19 protein-coding genes and 3 pseudogenes are annotated in these 24,527 nt (G+C 60.1%); 16 read left to right on the forward strand and 6 right to left on the reverse strand.

All coding sequences use genetic code 11. The annotated features are described in order from the left end of the window. Positions 1–43 precede the first annotated feature (43 nt). The 3 genes and pseudogenes from J6524_RS31510 to J6524_RS38075 all read right to left on the reverse strand — a co-directional run. Positions 44–1,441: an MmgE/PrpD family protein gene (locus tag J6524_RS31510; protein ID WP_225677788.1), complete on the reverse strand. Its 1,398-nt coding sequence runs from the start codon at positions 1,439–1,441 to the stop codon at positions 44–46. A gap of 27 nt (positions 1,442–1,468) precedes the next feature. Further along, positions 1,469–1,921 carry an NAD-binding protein gene (locus tag J6524_RS38070; RefSeq protein WP_376712104.1) on the reverse strand — a complete coding sequence of 151 codons (453 nt, stop codon included), beginning with the start codon at positions 1,919–1,921 and terminating at the stop codon, positions 1,469–1,471. Beyond that, positions 1,895–2,374 (reverse strand): annotated as a pseudogene (locus tag J6524_RS38075) (NAD(P)-dependent oxidoreductase); the annotation flags it as partial. The gene J6524_RS38070 and the pseudogene J6524_RS38075, both read right to left, overlap by 27 nt. A gap of 178 nt (positions 2,375–2,552) precedes the next feature. On the opposite strand from J6524_RS38075, the gene J6524_RS31520 reads away from it, so the two are divergent. Genes J6524_RS31520 through J6524_RS31530 form a run of 3 tightly spaced genes read left to right on the forward strand, consistent with a single transcriptional unit; the run spans position 2,553 to position 5,200 of the window. Next, a complete protein-coding gene (locus J6524_RS31520; protein ID WP_225677790.1) occupies positions 2,553–3,944 on the forward strand; it encodes an MmgE/PrpD family protein in 1,392 nt (463 codons plus the stop codon). A gap of 11 nt (positions 3,945–3,955) precedes the next feature. Beyond that, complete coding sequence (locus J6524_RS31525) at positions 3,956–4,339, forward strand: carboxymuconolactone decarboxylase family protein (RefSeq protein WP_225677791.1); 384 nt, start codon at positions 3,956–3,958, stop codon at positions 4,337–4,339. Between the two features lie 27 nt (positions 4,340–4,366). Further along, a complete protein-coding gene (locus tag J6524_RS31530) occupies positions 4,367–5,200 on the forward strand; it encodes an N-acyl homoserine lactonase family protein (protein ID WP_225677792.1) in 834 nt (277 codons plus the stop codon). A 57-nt stretch (positions 5,201–5,257) separates the two neighbouring features. Here J6524_RS31530 and J6524_RS31535 read toward each other — a convergent pair whose 3' ends face one another. Then, positions 5,258–6,259, reverse strand: a complete 1,002-nt coding sequence (locus J6524_RS31535) for a Bug family tripartite tricarboxylate transporter substrate binding protein (RefSeq protein WP_225677793.1) — start codon at positions 6,257–6,259, stop codon at positions 5,258–5,260. Between the two features lie 713 nt (positions 6,260–6,972). On the opposite strand from J6524_RS31535, the gene J6524_RS31540 reads away from it, so the two are divergent. The 7 genes and pseudogenes from J6524_RS31540 to J6524_RS31570 all read left to right on the forward strand — a co-directional run bounded on the left by J6524_RS31540 (position 6,973) and on the right by J6524_RS31570 (position 13,151). Next, positions 6,973–7,947, forward strand: coding sequence for a GlxA family transcriptional regulator (locus tag J6524_RS31540; RefSeq protein ID WP_225677794.1), 975 nt, complete (start codon positions 6,973–6,975; stop codon positions 7,945–7,947). Positions 7,948–8,181: 234 nt separating this feature from the next. Then, positions 8,182–8,643, forward strand: coding sequence for a nuclear transport factor 2 family protein (locus tag J6524_RS31545; protein WP_225677795.1), 462 nt, complete (start codon positions 8,182–8,184; stop codon positions 8,641–8,643). 47 nt (positions 8,644–8,690) lie between these two features. After that, positions 8,691–10,157, forward strand: a complete 1,467-nt coding sequence (locus J6524_RS31550; RefSeq protein WP_225677796.1) for a catalase — start codon at positions 8,691–8,693, stop codon at positions 10,155–10,157. 95 nt (positions 10,158–10,252) lie between these two features. Further along, positions 10,253–10,897, forward strand: a complete 645-nt coding sequence (locus tag J6524_RS31555) for an HD domain-containing protein (RefSeq protein ID WP_225677797.1) — start codon at positions 10,253–10,255, stop codon at positions 10,895–10,897. Between the two features lie 165 nt (positions 10,898–11,062). Continuing rightward, on the forward strand, positions 11,063–11,677 hold the full coding sequence (locus J6524_RS31560; protein WP_225677798.1) for a TetR/AcrR family transcriptional regulator: 615 nt from the start codon (positions 11,063–11,065) through the stop codon (positions 11,675–11,677). After that, positions 11,674–12,370: pseudogene (locus J6524_RS31565) on the forward strand (glutathione binding-like protein). Before J6524_RS31560 ends, J6524_RS31565 begins: the two are co-directional and overlap by 4 nt. Positions 12,371–12,479: 109 nt before the next feature. Next, positions 12,480–13,151: a L,D-transpeptidase gene (locus tag J6524_RS31570; RefSeq protein WP_225677799.1), complete on the forward strand. Its 672-nt coding sequence runs from the start codon at positions 12,480–12,482 to the stop codon at positions 13,149–13,151. 1,576 nt (positions 13,152–14,727) lie between these two features. On the opposite strand, the pseudogene J6524_RS31575 reads toward J6524_RS31570, so the two are convergent. Next, positions 14,728–16,094: pseudogene (locus J6524_RS31575) on the reverse strand (tyrosine-type recombinase/integrase). Positions 16,095–16,748: 654 nt separating this feature from the next. Next, positions 16,749–17,033, reverse strand: a complete 285-nt coding sequence (locus J6524_RS31580; RefSeq protein WP_225677800.1) for a hypothetical protein — start codon at positions 17,031–17,033, stop codon at positions 16,749–16,751. 522 nt (positions 17,034–17,555) lie between these two features. On the opposite strand from J6524_RS31580, the gene J6524_RS31585 reads away from it, so the two are divergent. From J6524_RS31585 to J6524_RS31610, 6 genes are all read left to right on the forward strand, one after another. Next, positions 17,556–18,482 carry a LysR family transcriptional regulator gene (locus J6524_RS31585; RefSeq protein WP_225677801.1) on the forward strand — a complete coding sequence of 309 codons (927 nt, stop codon included), beginning with the start codon at positions 17,556–17,558 and terminating at the stop codon, positions 18,480–18,482. Between the two features lie 429 nt (positions 18,483–18,911). Then, positions 18,912–19,400 carry a hypothetical protein gene (locus J6524_RS31590; RefSeq protein ID WP_225677802.1) on the forward strand — a complete coding sequence of 163 codons (489 nt, stop codon included), beginning with the start codon at positions 18,912–18,914 and terminating at the stop codon, positions 19,398–19,400. Next, positions 19,367–20,989: a DUF4387 family protein gene (locus tag J6524_RS31595; RefSeq protein ID WP_225677803.1), complete on the forward strand. Its 1,623-nt coding sequence runs from the start codon at positions 19,367–19,369 to the stop codon at positions 20,987–20,989. Before J6524_RS31590 ends, J6524_RS31595 begins: the two co-directional genes overlap by 34 nt. A gap of 32 nt (positions 20,990–21,021) precedes the next feature. Next, entirely contained in the window at positions 21,022–21,366 is a 345-nt protein-coding gene (locus J6524_RS31600; RefSeq protein WP_376712103.1) for a hypothetical protein, read from the forward strand. A gap of 115 nt (positions 21,367–21,481) precedes the next feature. Further along, on the forward strand, positions 21,482–22,708 hold the full coding sequence (locus tag J6524_RS31605) for an alpha/beta fold hydrolase (protein WP_225677804.1): 1,227 nt from the start codon (positions 21,482–21,484) through the stop codon (positions 22,706–22,708). A gap of 7 nt (positions 22,709–22,715) precedes the next feature. After that, the gene (locus J6524_RS31610) at positions 22,716–24,512 is read left to right on the forward strand and encodes an ABC transporter ATP-binding protein (protein WP_225677805.1); all 1,797 of its coding nucleotides are present in this window, start codon (positions 22,716–22,718) and stop codon (positions 24,510–24,512) included. The last annotated feature ends 15 nt before the right edge of the window (positions 24,513–24,527 follow it).

Here is a 24,527-nt window from a genome sequence, read left to right on the forward strand (position 1 = left end):
CATTGCAATGCTGGTTTGCTGATTCACGATTCCCTCGACGTTCCTACGATGCTGTTCGAAAAATTTGTCCCTGCGGCGCCAGCCGGCATGAAGCGGCGATCAAGCTGGCATCGGCAAGTTGCTCGCAGCCATCGATAGTCTGTTCGAGCCTGCGCGTACGATCCTCGCCGATCACGCGGCCAGCGGCGATCCGAAAGCGGCTGCGAATTTGCTCCGGCGTCGCAGGGACCACGTCGGGCAGGCTGTGCCGGATCGTTTTGCCGTCGCGCAGGTGCACGGTGACTTCAGCGCCTTGTCGGGCAGGGAAGGCAGCACTGAAGCCGTCGTCGTTCTGCAGGTCGGTGACGTCGACCAGATGGAGAATCTTGGGGTCGTCGAGCGAAGCGTAGTTCTCTTCGGCGATCTCGCCGCGCGCGAGCGTGGCCGCCACGCTGAACGGGATGCTCATCTTGGCTTGCAGTGCGTTCCGGTACGGCCCGATGGCATCGCAGCCGGGATAACGAACCGCCGCCTGGGGTGCGCGAATGACGACGCGCTCAATGGCGTCCGTTCCTGCAAGCTCCGTCCAGACGCGCAGCGCGGCTTGCGATGCGGTCTGCGCGAAATTGCAGGCGGGCGCCGGCTTGTTGTAGACGGCCATGATCTCGGCCTCGCCGCCGGGGAACAACTGGATGTCGTCAGGCGCGGCTTGCCGCCTGCAAGCCGCGAATAGGCCGGCCTCGCCTTCGAGGATCGTCTCCGAAGCGAGGGCGCCAGTCGAAGCCAGCGCGATCGCCCGCAACGCATTGGATGCAGCGAAGCCCGGATGAAAATACATTTCCGAGCCGCCGCCATGCGGCCATTCGTTCAGGCCGCTCGACGTGTTGGCGGCGATCGCCATCGCGCTGCTCGCGGCTTGCTCGGACAGGCCGAGTGCGAAGCTGCCGGCGAGCGCGGCGCCGAGCGGCGCCACTATGCCGGTCGGCCGGTATAGGCGGGCGAGGTCGGAGTTGAATAAGGCACGGCCGATCCGTGCGCCGGTCTCGTAGCCGATGACGGCAGCGGTCAGGAACGTGGTGCCGTGCAAGGCCGCTTGTTCGGACAGCGCCAGCAGGGCCGGCCAGATCACGACGCCATGGTGCGCGATGCTGGCCGCATGCATGTCTTCACGCACCAGTCCGTGGCCCATCACGGCATTGGCGAAGGCCGCGTCCGCTGCGGATGCGAGCTGCGACGTTCCGATGATGGTTGCGCCGGTTTCAGCCGGATGAGCCGCGGCGATGGCCTGCCGGCTCCAGGGATGTCCGCCGGCCTCGAAGGCGCAGGAGAGGAAATCGATCAGGCAGAGTTTTGCTTTCGCGACGACGTCCGGACCGAAATCCGAAAGCTCGACGGCGAGCGCCGACTGCGCCATGCGCCGCGCCAGCGGTTCGGTCTCCGATCCGGTCGCGCCTGATGCCATCGCCCGCGCCACTCCGTAAACCAACGGTCAGCCGCGCATCTGTACGCCGGCCCATTCCTCCACGACCTTGGCGATCGACGTGAAATCGGATGCAGCACCGAACTTGGCCTGGGTGATCGCCAGCATCTGCCGCACCGACGCACCGCACACCATCGGCACGCCCATCGCTTCGGCCTCGTCGATGCAGAGCCGCACGTCCTTGTAGGAAAGGCCGGTGGCGAATCCGAAATCGAACGTGCCGGGCAATACCGCACGCGGAAACTTGTCTTCAGATGCGCTGTTGCGGCCGCTGCTGGCATTGATGATGTCGATCAGGACTTTTGCGTTGACGCCTCCCTTGACGCCCATCGCTACCGCTTCCGACGTAATGACCAGCGCCGCAGCTGCCATCAGATTGTTGGCGAGCTTGGCCGTCTGCGCCACGCCCGGCTGGTCACCGGTATAAAACAGCTTGCCGAAATTCTTCAGGATCGGCTGCACCGTGTCATAGATCGCTTGCGGGCATGACACCATCACGGCGAGCGTGCCGTTCACGGCGCCGTTGATGCCGCCGCTGACGGGAGCATCGACCAGTGTCATGCCCTTGGTCTTCAGGCCTTCCGCCACCAGCTTGGCCGCGCCCGGGCCGGTGGTTGACAGGTCCACCACGATACGCGCCTTGTTGCCGCTGTTGATGCCGTCGGCACCGAGCGCAACAGCCTTGACGATGTCAGGCGTCGGCAGGCTGGCGAGCACGATCTCCGCGAGGGAAGCGACATCGGCGGGCGATTTGGCCTGTTGCGCACCGCGCTTGAGCAGCGGCTGCATCGCCTCGCTCTGGGTATCGTAGATGACGAGCGAATAGCCGGCGTCCATCAACCGCCCCGCCATAGGTCCGCCCATGCGGCCCGTGCCGATTACGCCGAGCGTCTCTCCCGCCATCGTCTGCTCCCTGTCGCGCGCGTCTCGGAGGCGAGCGCGCTGTTATTGTTGAAGTGCCGTCGGGCGCGGTTCCGCGCCCGGTTTCCATATCTGTTCAGATTGTCAGTCAATCTGTCAAGCTGAACATTTTGAGGTCGACAGTTGGCCGCAGGTCGGCTTAAGGTCCGAGAAAACGAGGAAAGCGTTTAAGGTGCCGCAAAGCGAAGTTTCGAGTGTCAGCCGCTCGCTGGCTGATCTGGTTGCCGCCACCTCATGGGCGGATGTCACCGCGCAACAGCACGAGGCCAAGCGCTCTTTGCTCAATTTTTTCGCCACCGCCCTGGGCTCGGCCCATGATCCGGCGGTCAGCGTCGCCTTGCGAACACTGTTGCCGTTCAGCGCCGCCGCGACCTCAGCCATTATCGGTCGCACCGAGCGGCTCGACGCGATGGGAGCAGCGTTCGTCAACGCCATTTCGGCCAACCTGCTCGATTTCGACGACACCCATCCGGAAACGATCATCCATCCGGCGGCGCCGGTCGCGGCGCCCGTGCTCGCGCTGGCGGAAGCGCGCAAGTTTCGGGGGCGCGACGTCCTGACGGCGTTCATCCTCGGGGTGGAAGTCGAATGCCGCATCGGCAACGCGGTCTCGCCGCGCCATTATGCGCGGGGCTGGCACATCACCTCGACTTGCGGGATTTTCGGCGCGGCGGCGGCCTGCGCCAAACTGCTCGGCTTGTCAGCGGAAGGCATTGCCGATGCGATCGGCATTGCAGCGAGCCAATCGGCCGGCAATGTCGAGAACCTTCCGACCGCTGCCAAGAATGTGAGCGTCGGCAACGCGGCACGAAACGGCCTGTTCGCCGCACTGCTTGCCCAGCAGGGATATGAAGCCGCACCGCGGGCGATCGAGGGGCCGCTCGGCTGGGCACGCGCCATGGGCGATGATCCCGATCTTGAACGCTTGCTCGGCGGGCTTGGCCGGACCTGGGAGATTTCGAAAAACACCTACAAGCCATATCCTGCGGGCATCGTGTTGCATGCCGTCCTCGACGCCTGCTTCGGGCTGCGCGAAACGCTCGGAGAACAAATCGAGGCGATCGATTCGGTGAGCGTGCAGGGGTCTGCATTATTGCTTGCCCGAGGCGACCGGCCGGTCAGAAACGAGCGCGATGCGCGCGTCAGCATCCATCATTGCGTCGCCTGCGCCCTGCTGGTCGGCGCGGCCGGCGTTGCGGAATTCCAGCGCGACGCCGTCTTCAGGCCCGACATCGCAGGATTTCGCGAGAAGGTGCGGGCCGAACTCGACAGCGCCATGCCTGACGGTGCCGCGCGCGTCAGCATCCGGCTCGCATCGGGTCAGACCCTGACCAAAACCGTGATGTCGCCACGCGGCAGCCTTGCTGATCCGTTGGGAGATCGTGATATCGAAGCCAAACTGCGCGAAGGCTCGCGCACCGGCGGCAGCGACTGGGATGCGGAACGGATCATCGAAGCGGTCTGGCAGATCGACACCTGCGACGAGATCGGCACTCTGATGCAGGGCGCGCGCACGCCGGCGGCCAGGAATCATTCACCCGACAGAAATGCTCTACAAACCTGAAAGGACGATCCATGAGCAAAAGCGAACTGTTCGAAAAAGGTCTCAAGGTCCGCAAGGAAGTTCTCGGCGAGGACTACGTCAACAAGTCAATCGCGGGCGCCGACGAGTTCACCCGCACCATGGCCGAATGGTCAACCGAGTTTTGCTGGGGCGCGCTGTGGACCCGGCCCGGAATGGACAAGCGCACCCGCAGCATCGTCAACCTGGCAATGCTCGGCGCGCTGAACCGGCCGCATGAACTGAAGCTTCACGTCAAGGGCGCGCTGAAGAACGGGCTTACCAAGGACGAGATCAAGGAAATCCTGCTCCAGGTGGCGGTCTATTGCGGCGTGCCTGCCGGTATCGACGCCTTCCGCAACGCGCGCGAGGCGTTCAGCGAGGTCGAGGCGAAATGATCAACCATTCGATCATCAGGAGATCGCATGGCTGAGCAGGAGTACGAACTCTTCGCCATCCGCTATGCGACCCGCGATGCGCGGCGCAGCGATCATTTCATCGGCGGCGACCCACATGATGGACCGATGCCGATGGACTATTTCATGTGGGTGGCGAGGGGAGGAGGACGCACCTTTGCCATCGATACCGGGTTCAACGCGGAGGTGGCGGCGAAGCGAAAGCGGACGTTCCTGCGCTGCCCGGTGGAGACGCTCAAGGCGTTCGGCATCGATGCCAACGCGGTCGAGGATGTCATCCTCACGCACCTGCATTACGATCATGCAGGGAATTTCGACCGGTTCCCGAAAGCGCGCTTTCATCTGCAGGAGCGGGAGCTGGCCTATGCCACCGGCCGCTTCATGCGCTATCCGAGGCTGTCGCATTCGTTCGAGGTCGAGGACGTCTGCGGGATCGTGCGGCTCAACTACGCGCGCCGGGTCCTGTTCTATAATGGCGATGCCGAGCTCGCTCCCGGTCTTTCGATCCATGCGGCGGGAGGTCATTCTGCCGGACTTCAGTTCGTTCGCGTCAGGACGCGCCGTGGCTTTGTCGTGCTGGCCTCCGACGTCAGCCATTTCTACGAGAACATGGCGAGCGAGCGGCCGTTCACCACCGCTCTGCACATCGGTGAAATGCTGGAGGGTTTCGAAAAGTTGCTCGCGCTTGCACCGGATGAACGCCATATCGTTCCCGGGCACGACCCGCTGGTGATGGAGATTTATCCGGCGCCGACTCCCGAACTGGAAGGCATTGCGGTACGCCTCGATGTGCTGCCATCAGGGGACGCGCCCGCTCGAGCGGATTATCTGCCGGGGCATTAGCCCACGTCGAGGTGGGCTGACGTAGGTGGATGTGTTCCAGAGCGGCGTATGCGCGGTTCATTTTTCTGCCGCGGCCTTGAGGATCGGCATCAGCCGTGCGGATTCGCTTTTGACGAGATCGGCGAGCGCCTTTGGCCCGCGGCGGCTTTGCTCCACGCTTTCGGCGCCGAGATCAGCCAACCGCTTTTGTACGGCTTCCTCGTTCAGCCCTTTGTTGAGGGCGTCCGCAAGCTTGTCGACCACTGCTTGCGGCGTGCCGCTCGGTACGAACACTCCGTAGAACGGGGCAATATCGAATTGAGGCAAGCCTTGTTCGTGGGACGTTGGTACGTCCGGCAGCAGCGGGCTGCGCTTTTGGGCAGCGACCGCCAGCGCCTTGACGTTGCCTGCCTGCACCTGGCTTAACGTTCCGAGCACGGGATCGCATTCATAGTCGACTTGCCCCGCTAGCATGGCATTCAACACCGGGGCTGTGCCGGTAAATGGAATCATGGTTGGCTTGATGCCGATTGCCGAATGGAGCAGCAGACAGCCGATATAGGACACTGAGCCAAGCCCGGCGTGCCCGACATTGAGCTTGTCCGGATTGGATTTCGCGTAGGCGACAAACTCCTTGAGATTGTTGGCCGGAAAATCCTTCCGGACGACCAGCAGTTCGGGATATTCGGCAGTCAGTCCGATAGGCTCAAAATCCTTTTGTGGATCGTAGCCCAGATTTGGATAAAAGGCCGGTGCCAGCGCATTGGTGCCGAGATGGCCAGACAAAATCGTGTATCCGTTGGCCGGCGCGCGAGCCGCGCGAAGCGCACCCACTGTGCCACCGGCGCCCACGACATTCTCCACCACAAATTTCTGACCGAGATGACGGGAGAAAATGTCAACGACGATCCGTCCGGTGATGTCGGCCGGGCCGCCGGCGGCGAAAGGAACAATGACCGTAACCGTTCGCACAGGATAGTCCTGAGCCTGCGCGCTGCTTATTCCCGCCATAGCCACAAGCGCAGCTGCGATAAATTGCCTTGCCAATCTCGCCTCCCTGCCGTTGTTTTCGGCAACCATATGCTGGTTTCGGGAGTAGGCAAGGTGATTGGGCGTCTACATGGAGTATCGGGCGCTGATTCCTGATTGTACAAAGCCCGCTTGGCGTTTGCAGCTATCCCGAACCCGCAAACGTCAAACTGTCTCAGTATAGACGCCGCTGATCTGTGCGTCCGCCAGCATTGTGAACGATCTGTCAGGAGCGCATCGATGGCTCTTTGGCCGCGGTGAATCGCGCACGAACGGCGGCCTTTGGCCGACTACTGAGGCGCAACATGTCGGGCTAGGTTGCCTTCCGGTAAGAAACAGGGCTTCTATGATAGCGGGTGAGCGGCCCGCGAAACTGTTGAGGAGTCATAGCGCCCCCTTATTTGGTCCGCCTGCCTCATCCTTCAGAAATGTGCCAAATCCTCCATGGATGAGCCCCTTCCTTCTTGCTAATGGAGCGGAATGGCTCTATCGAGCTGCCTTTTTTGGTCGAAGTCGGGCGCGTTCTTGGCCAAGGCAACGGCCGTGGCGAGGCAGGCTATGGCGATAGCAATCCGCAGGCGTTCAGTGTCTCCCGACCGAGCTCGGCTCCACGCTAGTGTGGCGAATTGTGGGCCCGGATTTGGGTCGATCGCAACCTGGGGAAGCCAAGGCAGAGCCCGCGCCTTGAGGGGCGATCGAGGAAGACTGAGCATGCGGGCCTGCCGACTACGGGATGAACTATCTACGAGAGGAGGCGGTGCAACGTGCCGGGCCAAGCGGTTGCAATAGTAATTCACGATGGGGTCCAAGCACTGGATGTGGCCGGGCCCCAGGACGTGTTTACCGAAGCGAACTGTTACCTCGATGCCGCTGACCGATATGAGACCGTCCTTGTCGCCGCTGACCGCCATCCTGTGCGCGCCTCAAATGGAATGCGATTGCTGGGCGACGTGAGTGTCGATGACGCGAGTGGAGGCTTCGATGTCATCCTCGTCGCAGGCGGCCCGGCATTGCCCGAGACGGCGCCAGATCCGCGTTTGGTTGAATGGGTCCGAGCAGCGCCGTGGCACTCAAGCATTTATGGCTCGATCTGCACTGGAGCGTTCGTCCTCGGTTATGCTGGTCTACTCGATGAGCGGCGTGTCACGACCCATTGGCAGAATGCACAGACCCTAGCGGCGAAATTTCCCAAGGCGAGGGTCGAGCCGGATTTGATCTACGTCCGTGATGGGCGTCTCATCACTTCCGCGGGCGTGACGGCGGGGATCGATCTCGCCCTGGCATTGGTCGGGCAGCGGCATGGTGCGGAAGTTGCGCTCAAGGTCGCCAAACGACTAGTCGTGGTCGCGCAGCGTCAAGGCGGACAGTCGCAGTTCAGCCCATATCTAAGTGCGCCTGCCGATCCGGCCTCTCCGATTGCGCGAGTTCAGGACCACGTGATGGCCAACATTAGAGGCCGTCACACGCTCGGATCGCTCGCGGCAGCAGCCAGAATGAGCCCCAGGAATTTCGCACGGCATTTCGTCCAGGAAGCCGGGATCACGCCGCATGAATTCATCGAACGGGCCCGCGTCGATGCAGCGCGCATGATGCTGGAGGGAAGCGATCGTCCGTTGAAGTCGGTCGCGTACGACTGTGGCTTCGGCTCGGCGGACCGAATGCGGATCGTGTTTCACGCTCGTCTGGGCGTGACGCCGGCCCAGTATCGCGCGAGTTTCCGAAGGGCGGAATCAGTCTAGAATCAGGGCGAGCCCGGCTGCGCGGCACACCTTCTACAACGCGGCCGATGCACGCAAACATTATCCAAGCACCTCCGCTTACGAATGCTTCTTGAGCGGCTGCAAGCTCCAGTTGGCACGAAACGACGTGCCTCTGTCCAGATACGCAGGATCGTCTTCATTGCACAGGGCCGTGGCCCAGAGCGAGATACGCGGGAGGCTTCGCGTCCATGAAGCGCTTTGGAGAAACGATCCGTGCGTCCGCCCTTACCCCCGTTCACCCAAGCAACTGCGATCGAGAAGGTCCGGCTCGCTGAAGATGCCTGGAACGGACGCGATCCGGAAAAGGTTGCGCTCGCATACACACCCGACAGCCAATGGCGCAACCGCGCCGAGTTCATCAACGGCCGCACCAAAATCGAAGCGCTTCTGGTCCGCAAATGGTCGCGCGAGCTCGACTATCGGCTGGTGAAGGAGCTGTGGACCTTCGCGGAAAATCGCATCGCCGTACGCTTTGCCTACAAGTCTCATGATGACAGCGGAACCTGGTTTCGCGCCTACGGCAATGAGAACTGGGAATTTGACGCAGATGGGCTGATGCGCCGTCGCATCGCCAGCATCAATGAACACCCCAACAAGGAAAACGACCGAAGGCTTCTGTGGCCCCTTGGCCGCAGGCCCGACGATTATCGGGGGCTCTCCGAGCTCGGCTTCTGATCAAGAACACGTCAACCCACCGATTCACAACAAAAGGAAGCAAATCGATGAGCGACACTCGACCTCCTATGACACACGCGACCGGCGCGCCCGTGGCGGATAATCTGAACATCATGACTGCGGGCCCGCGCGGACCGGCACTACTCCAGGATATCTGGCTGATCGAGAAGATGGCTCACTTCGATCGCGAAGTGATCCCGGAGCGCCGCATGCACGCCAAGGGCTGGGGCGCCTACGGCACCTTTACGGTGACACGCGACATCACCCGCTACACCAAGGCGAAGATCTTCTCTGCGATCGGCAAGCAGACGCCGATGTTTGCACGTTTCTCGACGGTCGCCGGCGAGCGTGGAGCCGCCGACGCGGAGCGTGACATTCGTGGGTTTGCTCTGAAGTTCTATACCGAGGAAGGCAACTGGGACCTCGTCGGCAATAACACTCCGGTGTTCTTCTTCCGGGATCCGCTGCGTTTTCCGGACCTCAACCACGCGATCAAGCGCGATCCGCGCACCGGTCTGCGCTCGGCTGACAGCAACTGGGACTTCTGGTCGCTGCTCCCCGAGGCGCTGCACCAGGTGACGATCGTCATGTCCGAGCGGGGCATCCCGAAGAGCTTCCGCCATATGCATGGCTTCGGGAGCCACACCTTCTCGATGATAAACGCCGCCAATGAGCGGGTCTGGGTCAAGTTTCACTTCCGAACACAGCAGGGCATCGAAAATCTGAGCGACCAGGAAGCGGCCGCGCTAGTCGCGAACGATCGCGAGACGCATGGCCGTGACCTGCTCGAAGCCATCGAGCGTGGCGATTTCCCGCGCTGGACGCTGTTCATTCAGGTGATGACCGATGAGCAGGCCAAGTCCCACAAGCACAATCCCTTCGATCTCACCAAGGTGTGGCCGAAGGCAGACTACCCGCTGATCGAGGTCGGAGTGATGGAACTGAACCGCTATCCCGACAATTATTTTGCCGAGGTCGAGCAAGCTTCGTTCTCACCGGCACACATCGTTCCCGGCATCGGCTTCTCGCCCGACAAGATGCTGCAGGCACGCCTGTTCTCCTATGGCGACGCGGCGCGCTACCGGCTGGGGGTCAACCACCACCTCATTCCCGTCAACGCGCCAAAGTGCCCGTTCCATAGCTATCATCGCGACGGCGCAATGCGCATGGACGGCAATCTTGGGGACACACCGAGTTACTGGCCCAACAGCAAGGGGGCGTGGATCGATCGCGACCCGCAGCTCGCCGAGCCGGCGCTCGAGTGGTCGGGCGCAGCGGCGCGTTGGGATCACCGCATCGACGACGACCACTATGAGCAGCCCGGCAACCTCTTCCGCAAGATGACGCCGGCGCAGCAGCAGCTTCTCTTCGAAAACACCGCTCGCGCAATGGGCGACGCACGCCACGAAGTGAAGCAGCGCCACATCGCGAACTGTGCCAAGGCCGATCCCGCTTACGGCGCCGGTGTCGCGAAGGCGCTAGGACTGACCTTCACAGCGGAGGCTGCCGAGTAATCGGCAGCACCAACAACTCCACCATAAACCGCAAGGCCTTCGCGTGACCGCTTCCGCCACGCCGAAGGCTTGCCTGTCACGGAGACAAAATTTCCATGTCACAGATCATTGCCGGCATTCGTGTGCCTGACAGCAATATCGCGCGCGCAGCTACTCAGCTCGTTCGCGACACAGAGGACGACCTGCTCTACAACCATAGCCGCCGCGTGTTCTTCTGGGGAGCGCTGACCGGCGAGCGGCGCGGTCTGAAGTACGATCCGGAGCTCCTATACCTGGGCGCCATGTTTCACGACATGGGGCTGACGGAGCGCTATTCGAGCCCCGATCTGCGCTTCGAGGTCGACGGCGCCAACGCAGCGCGCGATTTCATGAAGAGCTACGGCGTGCCTGAGCGCGACGTCGAGGACGTCTGGACAGCCATCGCGCTTCACACCACGCCCGGCATTCCCGAGCACATGCGGCCGACGATCGCACTGGTGACGGCGGGAGTGGAGATGGACGTGCTCGGCATCGCCTATCATGACTTCACGCGGGAGCAGCGGCAGCAGGTCTGTGACCATCATCCACGCGAGGCGAATTTCAAGGAAGGCATCATCGACCATTTCGCCAGCGGCATCATCAAGAAGCCGGAGACGACCTTCGGCAACGTCAAGGCGGATGTGCTGGCGCTAAGGGATCCGGAGCATTTCGTGCGCGGCAATTTCTGCTCGATCATCCTAGGCTCGGCCTGGCCGAGCTAGGCCTGGGATTGGCTCGGCTGCCGCGGCCGCGCTCGCCTTGCCTGAACAGCCGGCACTATCCTTCCGGGGCAGCTCGACAAGATGTCCGGACGACTTTTCGCCATTGACATTATGGATCGAATGCTCCACAAATATGGAGCGATCGATCCATATTCTGGAAGTTCTATGGCAAGGCCGAGGGAATTTGACGAAGCGAAAGTGCTGGAGGCGGCGGGAGCGGTTTTCTGGGCCAAAGGCTTTGAAGCCACGAGCACACGTGATCTCACCGAATGTACCGGTCTGACACATAGCAGCATCTACGCGGCGTTCGGTGATAAGCGCGGAATTTTTATGCGGGCCCTGCAGCACTATCTAGATAGCATCCTGCTGGAACGGATCGTCCGTCTCGAAACCACGAGATCTCCTGGGCAGGCAATAGTCGGCTTCTTCGAGGAGATCGTTGATCGATCATTGGCTGATGCACAGCACCGTGGCTGCATGCTGGTCAACGCCTCCCTCGAGGTGACGGAAGATAATGCTGAGCTTCAGAGCTACGTGGCTACGGAAACATCGAAGATCGAGCAGTTCTTCTTCCGTTGCGTCGTTGCCGGGCAGGAGAAGGGAGAGATTGACTCGGAGTTGAACGCCGAGAACCATGCGCGCCATTTGCTGTCGGTACTGCTTGGTCTGCGGGTTCTCGCCCGCATTCGCCCTGACAAGGATCTGCTGGTTGGTCTCGTCGGACCGGCGTTGGCCGCGCTCGGGCTTACGTGGCGCGCAAGAGGTCGGGGGCGCTCATGATTGACTACTACTACTGGCCTACGCCGAATGGTCACAAAGTAACGATGTTCCTGGAAGAGGCTGGTCTTGATTATCGAATTTGTCGACATCAGCGCAGGCGATCAGTTCAAGCCGGAGTTTCTGGCGATCTCGCCAAACAATCGGATGCCGGCGATGATCGACATGGCGCCTGCTGATGGTGGCGAGGCGATCAGTGTTTTCGAATCAGGCGCAATCCTCATCTACCTCGCGGAAAAGACCGGTCACTTTCTGCCTAAGGATGTCCGTGCGCGCAAAATGGTCCTGGAATGGTTGTTCTGGCAGGTTGGCGGCCTGGGGCCGATGGCCGGGCAAAACCATCATTTCGGTCTGTACGCGCTAGAAAAGATTCCCTATGCGATCTCCCGCTATGTAGACGAAACAAACCGCCTCTATGCCGTGCTCAATCGTCAATTGGCGAACAATCCGTTCGTGGCGGGAGCGGACTACTCTATTGCGGATATGGCTGCCTATCCATGGATCGTGCCCTGGAAGCGCCAGCAGCAAAATCTCGATGACTTCCGCCATCTGCGTCGCTGGTTCGACGCGGTCGCCGCGCGCCCGGGCACCGTCCGCGCGTATGCGAAGGGCGAGCCTTACAGCAGCCGGCCAACGGTGACTCAGGCCGGAAAATCAATCCTGTTCGGTCAGACAGCAAAGGTCGTTACCGGCTAGCAGTTTCCGGTCAACATCCCAGCAAGCGCACGAGGTAGTTTTTGGATGACTGCCGCGAGCCTGCTCGGCTGTTTCAAATTTTCAGGACACACAGAGGCTTGCAAGGACCATGTTGAACAGACGCACGTTTGTCTTCGGAGCGCCGATCGCACTTGCTGGATGCGTGACTCAGGAGGGACCAAAGTTTGGAACGTCTGAAAATTGGCAGGGTTCGCATTACGCATCAATGTATGGTGCGATTGCTACAGAGCCATTTCCTATTGAGGCGGTGGACCTAACCAGGGTAGAGCCGAAATTCTACCGCCGCGAGGTCGCTTATACTACGAGCGAACAACCGGGAACGATCGTTGTCGATCCACATCAACGCTACGCCTATCTGGTCATGAAGGGTGGACGTGCGATACGCTACGGCGTCGGCGTTGGCAAACAGGAAGCTTTCAACTTTCAGGGCTCAGCCATCATCGCGCGCAAGGCTGAGTGGCCGCGCTGGGTGCCGACACCGGAGATGATCAAGCGGGAGCCCAAACGCTACGGACCATATGCTGGAGGAGTGAACGGCGGTTCTGGAAATCCGCTAGGGGCGCGCGCGCTTTACCTCTATGCGGACGGGCGGGACACCTATTACCGGCTGCACGGTACGGTCGAGCCTTGGACGATCGGCACTATGGTCTCATCTGGCTGCGTGCGTTTTATGAACCAGGACATTATTGATCTCTATGGGCGGGTCCCAATTGGGACGAGGGTCGTCGTGCTTCCCGTGCGCGGTGCCAGCACAGCATAGCAAGCTGTCTAGCGGTTGATTGCATTCGCTGTAATTGGTTCCATGTAATTCTGATCCCAATTCTAAGAATGCTCAGGAGCGGAGAGTACCGGGGGATGTCACCACTAGACGACGTTTCGATTGTCGAAAACTTTCTGGCGAGAGGTGTGGCAACAGCCACTTGCGCGGGAAGCGACTTGCCAACATTCTCTGGAGAGATAATCAGGGTGATTACGGCAACGGTGTTCGGCCTAGCTGACTAGTCTTCCAACCGTGCCGCTGTCACTGCATGGTTCGATAAACAGCCGGACACCCATCTGCTCGTTACGATCGAGGCTGATTTCGGATGGTGAGCGGACAAGAAACGGGAGGCGTCACTCCTGACCGCGCAGCACAGCAGCTACCCAGTCGATGAATACGCGCACGCATGGACGGGTGGCATCCATCTTCTTCTCTATCGGAACGCGAACATATCGCCGAGTTGTCAAATACGAGAACGCGCCGACCGGCCCCTCTATTTTGATGAGAGCGAACCGCGCGTAGCCTATGTGACGCGCGGACAGCAAGCTTGCTTTACCGGCCTTCTCTACGTGACTAGAATGTACTTATTAGCTCAAATCGAAACATTGTCAGCACACCCTAACGCACACGCCTGCGACACACTTCTCGCCGCATACGCCAACGGCGTTTCCAACAGCCTTGCAGCACACTCTTCGGGAGGCTCAGGGAAACGTTCTAAGACCGCGGTCTCGTGGAAGTCGTCGCGACCATCGTTGTGTACAACATGGTTTCATGCTTTCTCGTCGCGCTCAATGTCTCGCATGGCAAGGCGCCGCCGCTGCGACTACGTAGGACACGGACCTGCGGGCTGCCGGCCGGCCTCACCTCGTCGCTCTGATCGCAGCTCGGTTTGTGCTCCTATGGCTTCGTTATCGAAGTCGCCGGCCAGCGCCTTTTGCAGCGTGCCGAAGTCCAAGCTGTCACGTCATCTGAATAGCACTTGCACGGTGCCCTCCAGACGACAAGAGCCGTTGAGAAAGCTGTTTGGTACCGAAAATTAGCGCCTCGATTGCGTGATTCGAGCGAGCGCGGCTCGGCTTGACCAACTCCTGTAGGATGAGACCGTCGATTCCAGCCAGAATAAATCGCGCGAGGGTCGTATATCCCTGAGGCGATAGTTCCGGCTTTCCTGACTTGCTTGCGAGTTGGTCTCGGTAGAGGCGCAGATATGCCTCGTACTGTTGGTCAGCCAACCACTGGGCTCCTTCTCGCAGCGCATAAAGCGTCAGCTCGTATTGGACAATTTGTCGCATGCGCGACTGCGTGATCGAGCGCCAACTGCCAACCTATTGAAATTCCTGGAGGGCTTTTCGACCCTTTTTTTCAAATGAGCGTTGAAATCGTTGAGTAATCAAACTGATTTTGATTCCGCCATTCGAATGTCGGATCCGTCGCGGCCGAAATACGACTTAAAGCGCTGAGTTCGCTGGGAACAAAGCTCCGCCGGACGCAAATCCTTGGCGCGCGTTTGGAAGCTGCAGCGTACGGTCACCGTGGCTGCCCCACTCCAACCGCAGGCTCTCCAGCGTATGCACATTTAGGCCGCATCTCGAATTCTGTCCTGTTCCTCACCTGAGGCACTTGGCTTCAGTTGAAATCGGCTGGTCGCAACTCGGCTTGCCCCGCGGCCGAGCCAGCCTCGCAGCGCGGCATCTTCAGTGAGAGACTTGCCGAGAGCGGAAAACACGGCGGAGCGATAGTTTGCTGCTGGCCGCGAAGGTGATCCTCAAGCAATTGGTGCCGAGTAACCTAGCCGGCGTTTACGCCTGGAATTGAATGGTTCATCAGGAGCTTCGCGTCGAATTCCGAGACCCCAGCAGCCGTTGCAATGGTTCGAAACGTTTGACGAAGATCGTTACCCTACTTGGAGAGAGTTTCTCGATTCTCCTTTGTTTCGGCTAGATGCCCTGACTCGCTGTCGCCGGGAAAGACCCATTTCTGCGACTGCAATGGGTACATTTGCCTGCCGAAGCGGATTGCCCGAATGAGACACAGAATCATTTCGCGGGAGAGCGGGATGTCGAAAGCTCGCTTCCTGCCGCCCTTCGGCTTTTCGATGTGCAGCGTTCGGCGGCGAAAATCGATGTGACTGGGCCTTACGTGCTGTAACGCAGTAGTCCGCGAACCAGAGAGAAGCGTGAGCAAATGGAATTCACGACGGACCGGGTTCTCAAGGACAGCCAACTCTCTGAACCATTCCCTCAAGTCGCTGATGCCCATGCCGGTATCCCGGCGCTTTTCCTCATTCCAGTCGACAGCGTCTGCCGGATTGTCGCGCGGCAGCGATCTATTGGTCTTACGAGCATGATTGTAGATTGCACGCAGCGTTCGCATGCTGCCATTCGCGATATAGGGACCGTTCTCCTTAGTAAGATCGTCGTGCTTCTTCGCAACGCGGGAGGGATCCATCCCGAGTTCATATAATGGAGTATCAAGCCACTCGGAAAAGAGACGTTCTACATGGTCGCGATAGCCACTTATTGTTTTCTCACTGCGCCCCTTTCGGACCAGGTGGGCTTCTAGATATCGCTGCCATGCCTGCCTAAGGGTAATAGCCGCAACTGCTGTATTCGTTTCGTTCCCGACCTGACCAGAGCTAGCATCTCCCTCTTGCTTTGCCGCCTTCGGGTGCTGCCCCTTGCTGATCTGGGCCAAATATTCCTTCGCAATCGCGCGCGCTGCTCGGGTCGTCAACTCGCGCGTGTTGCCGATCAATATTCTGATGGACGACGCCCGTTTTCCTCCCTGTCGAAGATCACCTTGGATGGTGAAGGTTCTTTTCCTCTTTCCAACAACGACGAAGAAGCCCTTCAACTCGGTGTCACGAGCCAGATACCAGCCTTCATTTGGGCTAGGTAACTGAGCGATGGTTTTGTCGGTGAGGGGAATGCGAATGTCGTTCATAGGAGGCAGCAGTGTACTAAAACGGTTTTCAAACGGTTTTGGCGAACCGGGATGTTTGGATGTTTGGGTTCGACGCACTGCGAAGCTATGCGACAAACCCCTATAAACAAAGGACTTCTCAAGCATCGTCGTAGCACGTCGCGTATTCAGAAATTGTAGCGGAGCGCCGGTTTTGAACTCTTAATCAGCGGGTCCCAGGTTCGAGCCCTGGTGCGCCCACCATCGCGAAATCAAGCACTTATGGCAGGTTGTTACAGTCCCGTTCCGACAACCTGAGTCAGCGGCTGTTACGAGAATTGTTTGCCCTCATTCGCTTGAAGCGATGCATCCTCGATGCGTTCGCGGAAGCGCTTGGCGGCTGATTGGGTACGCGAACAATGACAATAACATCGGGGAGTCGAGTCGCCCTAGATGCCGACACATCGCCTCCGTCCGACATCCCTGATGATCGCATTCACGCCATCGTTGATTCCACATTACGATGCAACGGAAACCTGGTCACCATGCGCCACGACGCAATGGGGCAGTCGATCGTTTGAGAGTCCGCCATTGGAGATGACGTTGGGTGATGAGGTAGCGCGGGTGGGATCGAGGCCGCGTAGCTGATCCTAGGTCGACCAAGCTGCGCGGCGCGTATCGGAGTTTTCATGACTTTCAGGAGCCATTGGGCAGCCGGCCGTGATACGGGGTATCGCGGCAGTGACCCCACGGCCCGCGCCAGTAACCCGGAGGGCAGCCATTCCAGCGGTAAGCGTTACGATATGGCCCATAATAGCCGTCCGGGTATGGTCCGTACCCAAGCCGGTGGCAAGCGCCGCCCGGTCCACGATACTTGCCGGGCCCGCATCCGTCGGCTGCTGCCGCAGGCTGCGTCAACATAAGCGATGAGCCCAATGCCAATACAGCGAGCCCGCCGAGCAGGAAAGTCGATTTGAGCATTTTAATCTCCTTTGGTTTCGTCCGACATCCAGATTGCATCGGCCTGGATGACATCGCCGAAGCGAGCGGGATCGGACGGCCGCCAAATATGCTCGTGGTCTGAGGAGCACAAATAGGACTTCAATATGCAGCTATCGGTGAGGGATATAGCAGGCCGAAATCGGTTCGGCGCAAGCCATGTGGCAGAGCGCGCTTCTCTTATCAAGGCGCGCACTGCTTTCCTGAGCAGGATTCATCGCAGATACCCACCGATAGCCTGTAGCGATAGCCAGATAGCAAGTCCGCATTTGTCTTTCGCTTGTCGATGTCGTTCCTGCGTTGCGCATCCGCTATCAAGCGACCCAGCCAAGGAGGGTAAGATAGTCGGCGGCGCTGGAGAGCAACTCTATTTGAGACCCCCATAGGTTGTGATACTCATTCGCCTTGTCGGCGCGAAGCCGACGCAGCCCGGACCAGAGGAAGTCAATCGACAGCGATGGTCTAGTTCTGGGCGATCGTCGCGGAAAACGCGCCTGAGGACGGATGCAATACCGCCACCTCTATTATTTCGTGAGGATTGTTGAAGCCGGCAGCTTTTCACAGGCGGCGCGGACTATTCATGTAGCGCAGCCTGCTCTCAGCCAGCAGATATCCGAATTGGAGGCCTCGCTGGGCGTTCCGCTTCTGCAAAGAAGCGCGCGTGGTATCAAGCCGACGGCCGCCGGACAGCGGTTCTACGAGGAAGCGTCATCGATCCTGCGGAGGTATGAAAATCTCCCCGGTCTCGTTCGGTCAAGCGCAGGTGAGGTCCAGGGGCTGGTGAGCTTGGGGATGCCGGCGTCGCTTTCCACCACCCTGGTCGGACCATTCATCGAAGTAACCAGGGCCGCTCATCCGAAAATCACATTGAAATTCATTGACGGCAACAGCGCGCTCCTGCGGGAGGAGATCGAGAAGCGAGGCCTGGATCTGGCTTTGGTGTTCGAGGATGAGTTTTTTCCGGTGGTCCACCGACAGCCGCTGTTTCGGCAAAACCACTATCTCATCAGTGGCAAACGTTCGCCCCCCATTATCGGGCCGAGTGTCTCCCTTGAGGAAGTTTCAAAAATTCCGCTGGTGCTTCCCGGACACTTGAGTGCGCGTCGGATCGCGATCAACCGAACCTTTGCCGAAGCGGGCCTCTCGCTGAACGTGGCTGCGGAGGCAGTAACGGTGGCGAGCGAGCTCTCTGCTGTTCGGTCCGGAGCTGCCAGCACGATTATGAACCTCGGCGACATGTCCGGCTTCTCGCTCGACGATTTCGCCGAACCTGTATTGATCGAGCCAACGTTCTATTTAACCTGTTGTCTCATCTGGTCAAACGAATTTGCGCTCACGCTTGCTGCTGAGGCCGTGAAGAAATTGCTGATCGAGTTCTTGAAAGAGCATATCGAGAAGACAAAGCGGCCAGGCGCCCTGTGGCTGGATTGATTTTGTCTCAGTGGCTTGGCAGTCGCGTCTCTTGAAGCAAATACCGATTGAATATGCGGGCATAGCCGCGCCGATAGCGACGCCGCGTTCGTTCGAAGGACGATGGTGGAGCAAATGCCGTGATCACGTCGCCGAAAGACTAACAGCTTCGTGAAGCAGACGCTTTGGCGCTTCGCCGCGCATATCGGGACTTCTCGTCCGCGCGGCGCGAGCGAAACGAACTTTATAACCACCTGATTTTCTTGTGAAAAGACAATCGACGCGGTGCGTTAGAAGGCGTGCGACAGGGCTCGCGAAGCCAACCCATAGTCCGCGCCGATACCCTCATATTGAAGCTGTATTTGATTACGCCCGTTGCCTGCATCATTTGTCCAGCCCGTTCACGGGCAGGCCAAGTCGGGTTGCCCTCGTTGTTTTAAGGGCAGTGCGATGCCAAACCTCATCTACCGTGTTGTCTCGACCTGCGGCGCGCTCGGATATGGCTATCCGCGCGAGTCGTTGCAGGCCGCTTTGAGGGGACGCGTCGATGCCATCATCTGCGATGGCGGCTCGATGGATGCAGGGCCTTATTATCTCGGCACCGGAGGCCACTATTTCGAGCGAGAGGCGATAAAGCCCGATTACCTGCACATGGTCCAGGCCGGCAAGAAGATTGGCTGTCCGGTCATTCTCGGTAGCAGCGGCATGGCTGGCGGCAATCGCAATCTCGATCGCATGATCGAGATCGCGCGCGAGGTCTTCGAGGAACTCGCCATCCATGATGCAAAGGTCGCGGTCATCCGCTCTGAACTCGATCCCGAGATCGTTATCCGTCAGTACCGCAAGGGCGCGCTGCGCCCGACCGGGTTGGGCCCTAGTTCAGCGAACAGACGCTGCGCAAGAGCGTGCTTGTCGGCCAGATGGGCGTTCATCCGCTGATCACGGCGCTCAAGAGCGGTGCAAGGTTCATCATCGCCGGCCGTGCTTGCGACAGCGCGCTATTTGCCGCCGACATGATTCGCCGCGGCGTTCCCCCCGGTCTTGCCTACCACGCCGGCCATATCCTGGAATCCGGGGCACTGGCCTGCGATCCCGGTTCGCCTTCGGATTGCCTTGTGGGCGAAATCTATGATGACGGCACCGCGATATTTGTCCCGCCAAACCCCGCGCGGCGCTGCACGGCGCATTCGCTTGCCGCCCATTCGCTCTACCAGCAGAGCCACCCGCAGTTGCAGTTTTACCCTGAAGGCGTGCTTGCGACCGAGCAGACGCAATACTTCTCTCGCGACAGCCGCAGCGCCGGCATCCGCAACAGTCGCTTCATCCGGGCAGGAAAGCCATGGCCCTGGAGCGTCAAGCTCGAAGCATCGGTGCGGCTCGGCGCACGTAAGGTGTCGCTGATCTATATCGATCCGGCCGATCTTTCGAAAATCCCGGCGGGTGCTCTGGTATATGGCCGCAACGGTGTGCAGGTCGCGCCGGTCGTCGCCCCGCAGCGCGAGGTCGGGATCATCGTTGAGGCCGCCGCCGGCACAGCGGAAGCGGCGAACCAGCTCGCGAAGCTCATCGCTCACCGCTTGGCTCATCACGGGTTTCCCGGCCGCAAGGCGGCAGCGGGTAACATTGCCTATCCACTGTCGCCGGAGTTCGTCAGTTTCAGGCGTGAGGACGGGTTGTTTGGGGCGCTCGTGCCTGGTGGCACGCGGGATCCTGCCTTCATCGAGAACTACTCGAAGATCAAGGCTGCCGTGATCAAATCGATTTCGCAGGAAATATCGACGCTGGTCGATGCTGATTTCTCTATCACCGAAGCGGATGGCTCCAACCCGGCGGTTCTGCTGCGAACTGTTGATCGCGATCGGGCGAGGCTCGCCAACCGGCACCAGCAGGAAATCGATGGCATAATCCAGGTGGCTGTTCCGAAAGCCGGATCGAGGCTGAACCTCGATGCGCCAGATGCCTATGCCTGGTCACTCTATCACCTTGTTGAAGACGAGGAGGTGATCAGGAACCAGACGTTCCCCATCACCTACTACCGGGCCAATGGCCCGGACTGGATCGAGGAGGGCAGCGATCGCCCCCGCTATTTCGATATTGGCGAGGTGGGCTATCGCGGCGATCTCGATGAGCGGACGCTCTCACTGATCGCTGATCATCCACCTTGCGAGGAGGCGATCGGTTCGCATCGCCTGCGCGACATAGCTGCTGTGATCAGGAGCAAGGATGCCGGCGTCAACCGCATCACTTTTGATGTCATTTTCACGTCCGGAGAGAACTACGAAGCTGCTCTGTATTCCAACGCCTTCAGCAAGGACAGTATCGCAAAAATCCTGAGCATTACGCCCGATCGCGTGATCGGCACGTTCTTTGTTGATGCCTGCAACGCCATCAAGATCTCCATTGACCGTCCAAACATCTCGGCGTCGCTGGACGAACGGGATGTGTTCGGTACCCAACAACAAGCCGCGCTCGAGTGCATGGACGTTCCGATCTACGCGGCGGCGCTTGCGCAGGTATCGTCGCTCTAAGTCCCATATACCAATCTGTAAGAATTACCGAAATGCACGAGCACGCCATGTCAAACCGAATAGCCATCAGAACCCGGAGCGAAGCACTCGCTTCCCACATCCTGCCGGTGTCGGGAACCATGATCGGCGTCGGCGTGACGTTGATCGGATTGGTCAAACTGGCAGAAGCGAAATACGGACCATCGCATGTCGATGAGTACGCTGCGATTGCGGCAGTCACTTTTCTTTTAAGCGCGCTGACTTCCTACCTGTCCATTCGCTGTTCGAACCAGATCAAGTTGAGCGTTCGAATCGAGCAGTGTGCCGACTTGATCTTTCTTTGCGGTCTGGTCGGCATCACCCTCGTTGCAACTTTGTTTGCATATGAGGTGATCTGAGGCGGCACCAAGGCCTGCCCGACAGCCGCGCCGATAGCCGCACGACCGACGGCCTGCGGGCCGACTGGGAATCATCCACTCACCGGCAGCAATGCCATTACCAATGGGGCTCCATATGATCATCGCATTCAAAGCCATGACGGGCGTTTCGCGCCTGAGGCGCTATATCGGCGCACTTCTGTGTATCGCCGCATCAGCATGTTCAATTGGCGAGGCCAGCGCCCAAACGCCATTCTATGACGCATCGGCGCGGGAGATCGCCGGCCCGCCAGGCACACTGATCCGCTCTGAGCCGATGGAGTTTGCCCCGGCAGGCGCGCAAGCCTATCGGGTCCTTTATCGTTCGATCGGCATGCATGGCGAGCCGATCGCCGTGTCCGGCGTGATCGTCGTTCCGCCGGGACCTGTGCCCAAGGGCGGCCGGCCCATCGTGGCCTGGGCGCACCCGACCACCGGTGTCGTGCCGCATTGCGCGCCGTCGCTGGCGATTTTCGTCTTTCAGCAGATGGCGGGCTTGCGCCAATTGATCGAGCAGGGCGCCGTGGTCGCTGCCACCGATTACCCGGGCTTGGGAACACCGGGTCCCCATCCCTATCTGGTTGGCGACAGCGAGGCGCGCGCGGTTATCGACTCCGTGCGCGTGGCGCGCAATATGCCGGGTGCCGGCGGAGGCAACAGTTTTGCCGTGTGGGGCCATTCTCAGGGCGGTCAAGCCTCGCTCTATACCGGCTTGATCGCCAAGACCTACGCGCCGGAGCTTAACTTAGCCGGAGTTGCCGCGGCTGCGCCCGCGACTTCGCTGGTGACGCTGATGGGCGACGACTTCAAGACCTCCGGCGGCAAGAACCTGACCGCCATGACCTTGTGGTCCTGGTCGCGCGTCTACGGTGCGCCCATCGAGAAGGTCGTGCTGCCGGAAGCCATGCCGACGGTCGATCGCCTGGCTGACGAATGCATCGAATCGATCTTCGATATCCTGGCGCGACGCCGCACCGAGAAGCCGCTGGAGCAGCATTTCCTGTCAGTGCCGAACATCGCCGTCACCGAGCCGTGGCGCTCGCTGGCGATGCGCAATACGCCGAGTCCGTTGTCGTCAGGAATTCCGTTGTTCCTCTCGCAGGGCACGACCGACGATATCGTCCGTCCCGATGTAACGCGCGCCTACATGGAGCGGCAATGCAGGGCCGGCAGCAAGGTGACCATGATGTGGGTGCAGGGCGTTGGGCACGGTTTCGTCGCCCGCGACAGCGCCGACGCGGCGGTGACCTGGATGATGGATCGCTTCGCTGGCAAGCCGGCTCCCAGCGATTGCGGCAAGGCTGCGCAAGCCTCAGCTCAATAGGTAAACCATGTCACGCCTGGTCATCGATCTGCTTCGACCCTATCGCGGCTGGCTGGCGATCGTGTTCATCGCCATGCTGGTCGAGATCGCCATGAGCCTTGCCGCACCTTGGCCGTTGAAGCTCGTCATCGATGATGCGCTGGGTAACCACCATTTGCCGCGATGGCTTGATTGGGCGCATGAGTATGCCGGGTTCGGCAAGCATACGCTCGGAGTTGCGCTGTTTGCAGGCGTAGCAACGCTCGTGATCGCGGCAGTCGGCGCGATCGCAAGCTATGTCGACAATTACTATACGACAAGCATCGGCCAATGGGTCGCGAACGATCTGCGCCTTCGCATCTACGAGCACCTGCACCGGCTTTCGCTACGCTACTATGATCACGCCAACATCGGCGCACTGGTCTCGACCATCACCAGCGACGTCGGCACGATCCAGGATTTCGCTTCGTCATCTACGCTCGATATCATTGTCGATCTCCTCACCATCCTGTTCATGGTGGGGCTGATGTTCTGGCTCGACTGGGACTTCACCCTCATCGCGGTCGCGTTTGCCCCGGTCCTCCTGCTGTTTGTCTTTCATTTCAAGAAGGCGGTGAAGGAAGCCACGCGGGCGGTGCGAAAGCGGCAAAGTGACGTGCTCTCGATTGTGCAGCGCGGGTTGGAGGCTATGCGGGTGACCAAGGCGTTCGGACGACACGATCTCGAACTCGCGCATCTGGAAGCAGCCAGCCGGGCCACCGTCGCCGCAGCGTTGCGGGCGCGAAAGACCAAATCGCTGATGTCGCCTGTCGTGAGCATCGTGGTCGCGTTCTGCACCGCAATCGTGCTCTGGGACGGGACCTCGCTGATTGTCGCGGGCACCATGACCGCGGGCGCGCTGACGGTTTACCTCGCCTACCTGAAGAATTTCTTCAAGCCGGTGAAGGATCTTGCCGGCATGACGAGCACCATCGCGCAGACCGCGGTGGCACTGGAGCGCATCCAGACAATTCTTTCTGCCGATGAGGTGATCATGGAGCGTGCCGGTGCGATCGACCCCGGTCCTGTCCAAGGAGCCGTCACCTTCGATCGCGTCACCTTCGGCTACGACCAGAATGCCCCGGTGCTGCACGAGGTATCGTTTGAGATCGAGCCGGGGCAGACCGTCGGCATCGTCGGCCCAACCGGCTCGGGCAAATCGACTGTGCTCAGCCTGCTGCCGCGCTTCTACGATCCGGTCCTTGGCCGCGTGCTGATCGATGGCATCGATATTGCTGACTACAAGATCTCGGCGCTCCGGGCCCAGATCGGCTTTGTGTTGCAGGATGCCGTGCTCTTCCACGGCACGATCCGGGAAAACATCGCTTATGGCCGGCCCGAGGCGACGGAGCAGGAGATTGTCGCGGCCGCCCGGATCGCGAATGCCGATGAGTTCATCAGCCGCATGCCACTCGGTTACGACACGATCGTCGGCGAGCACGGCAGCACGCTTTCGGGCGGCCAGCGCCAGCGGGTTGCGATCGCGCGCGCGGTCATCCGTAACAGCCCGATCCTGGTGCTGGACGAACCGACGGCTGCGCTTGATGCGGAATCCGAGCACCTTGTGGTCGAGGCGCTGCGGCGTCTGATGAGGGGTCGCACGGTGATAATGATCGCGCATCGTCTCGGCACGCTCGTCGAAGCCGACAAGATCATCGTGCTCAAAGACGGCGTCGTGGCGGAGGAGGGGTCTCATGCCGAGCTGATCGCCCGTGACGGCGTGTTCGCCGACTTGCATCGTATCCAGCAGGGAACGGGTATGGCCCGCGTGCCAGACGCCGCATGAATGGGGAATCAACGC

It is taken from the genome of Bradyrhizobium hereditatis (genome assembly GCF_020329435.1).
GTDB lineage: Bacteria > Pseudomonadota > Alphaproteobacteria > Rhizobiales > Xanthobacteraceae > Bradyrhizobium > Bradyrhizobium hereditatis.

Excerpts from the sequence above, each read along its gene's own strand:
- J6524_RS31555 (WP_225677797.1), top strand. The coding sequence starts at position 10,253 with ATGTCACAGATCATTGCCGGCATTCGTGTGCCTGACAGCAATATCGCG.
- J6524_RS31530 (WP_225677792.1), top strand. The coding sequence starts at position 4,367 with ATGGCTGAGCAGGAGTACGAACTCTTCGCCATCCGCTATGCGACCCGC.
- J6524_RS31535 (WP_225677793.1), bottom strand. The coding sequence starts at position 6,259 with ATGGTTGCCGAAAACAACGGCAGGGAGGCGAGATTGGCAAGGCAATTT.
- J6524_RS31525 (WP_225677791.1), top strand. The coding sequence starts at position 3,956 with ATGAGCAAAAGCGAACTGTTCGAAAAAGGTCTCAAGGTCCGCAAGGAA.
- J6524_RS31570 (WP_225677799.1), top strand. The coding sequence starts at position 12,480 with ATGTTGAACAGACGCACGTTTGTCTTCGGAGCGCCGATCGCACTTGCT.
- J6524_RS31550 (WP_225677796.1), top strand. The coding sequence starts at position 8,691 with ATGAGCGACACTCGACCTCCTATGACACACGCGACCGGCGCGCCCGTG.
- J6524_RS31600 (WP_376712103.1), top strand. The coding sequence starts at position 21,022 with ATGCACGAGCACGCCATGTCAAACCGAATAGCCATCAGAACCCGGAGC.
- J6524_RS31580 (WP_225677800.1), bottom strand. The coding sequence starts at position 17,033 with ATGCTCAAATCGACTTTCCTGCTCGGCGGGCTCGCTGTATTGGCATTG.
- J6524_RS31610 (WP_225677805.1), top strand. The coding sequence starts at position 22,716 with ATGTCACGCCTGGTCATCGATCTGCTTCGACCCTATCGCGGCTGGCTG.
- J6524_RS31560 (WP_225677798.1), top strand. The coding sequence starts at position 11,063 with ATGGCAAGGCCGAGGGAATTTGACGAAGCGAAAGTGCTGGAGGCGGCG.
- J6524_RS31590 (WP_225677802.1), top strand. The coding sequence starts at position 18,912 with ATGCCAAACCTCATCTACCGTGTTGTCTCGACCTGCGGCGCGCTCGGA.
- J6524_RS31510 (WP_225677788.1), bottom strand. The coding sequence starts at position 1,441 with ATGGCATCAGGCGCGACCGGATCGGAGACCGAACCGCTGGCGCGGCGC.
- J6524_RS31585 (WP_225677801.1), top strand. The coding sequence starts at position 17,556 with ATGCAATACCGCCACCTCTATTATTTCGTGAGGATTGTTGAAGCCGGC.
- J6524_RS31605 (WP_225677804.1), top strand. The coding sequence starts at position 21,482 with ATGATCATCGCATTCAAAGCCATGACGGGCGTTTCGCGCCTGAGGCGC.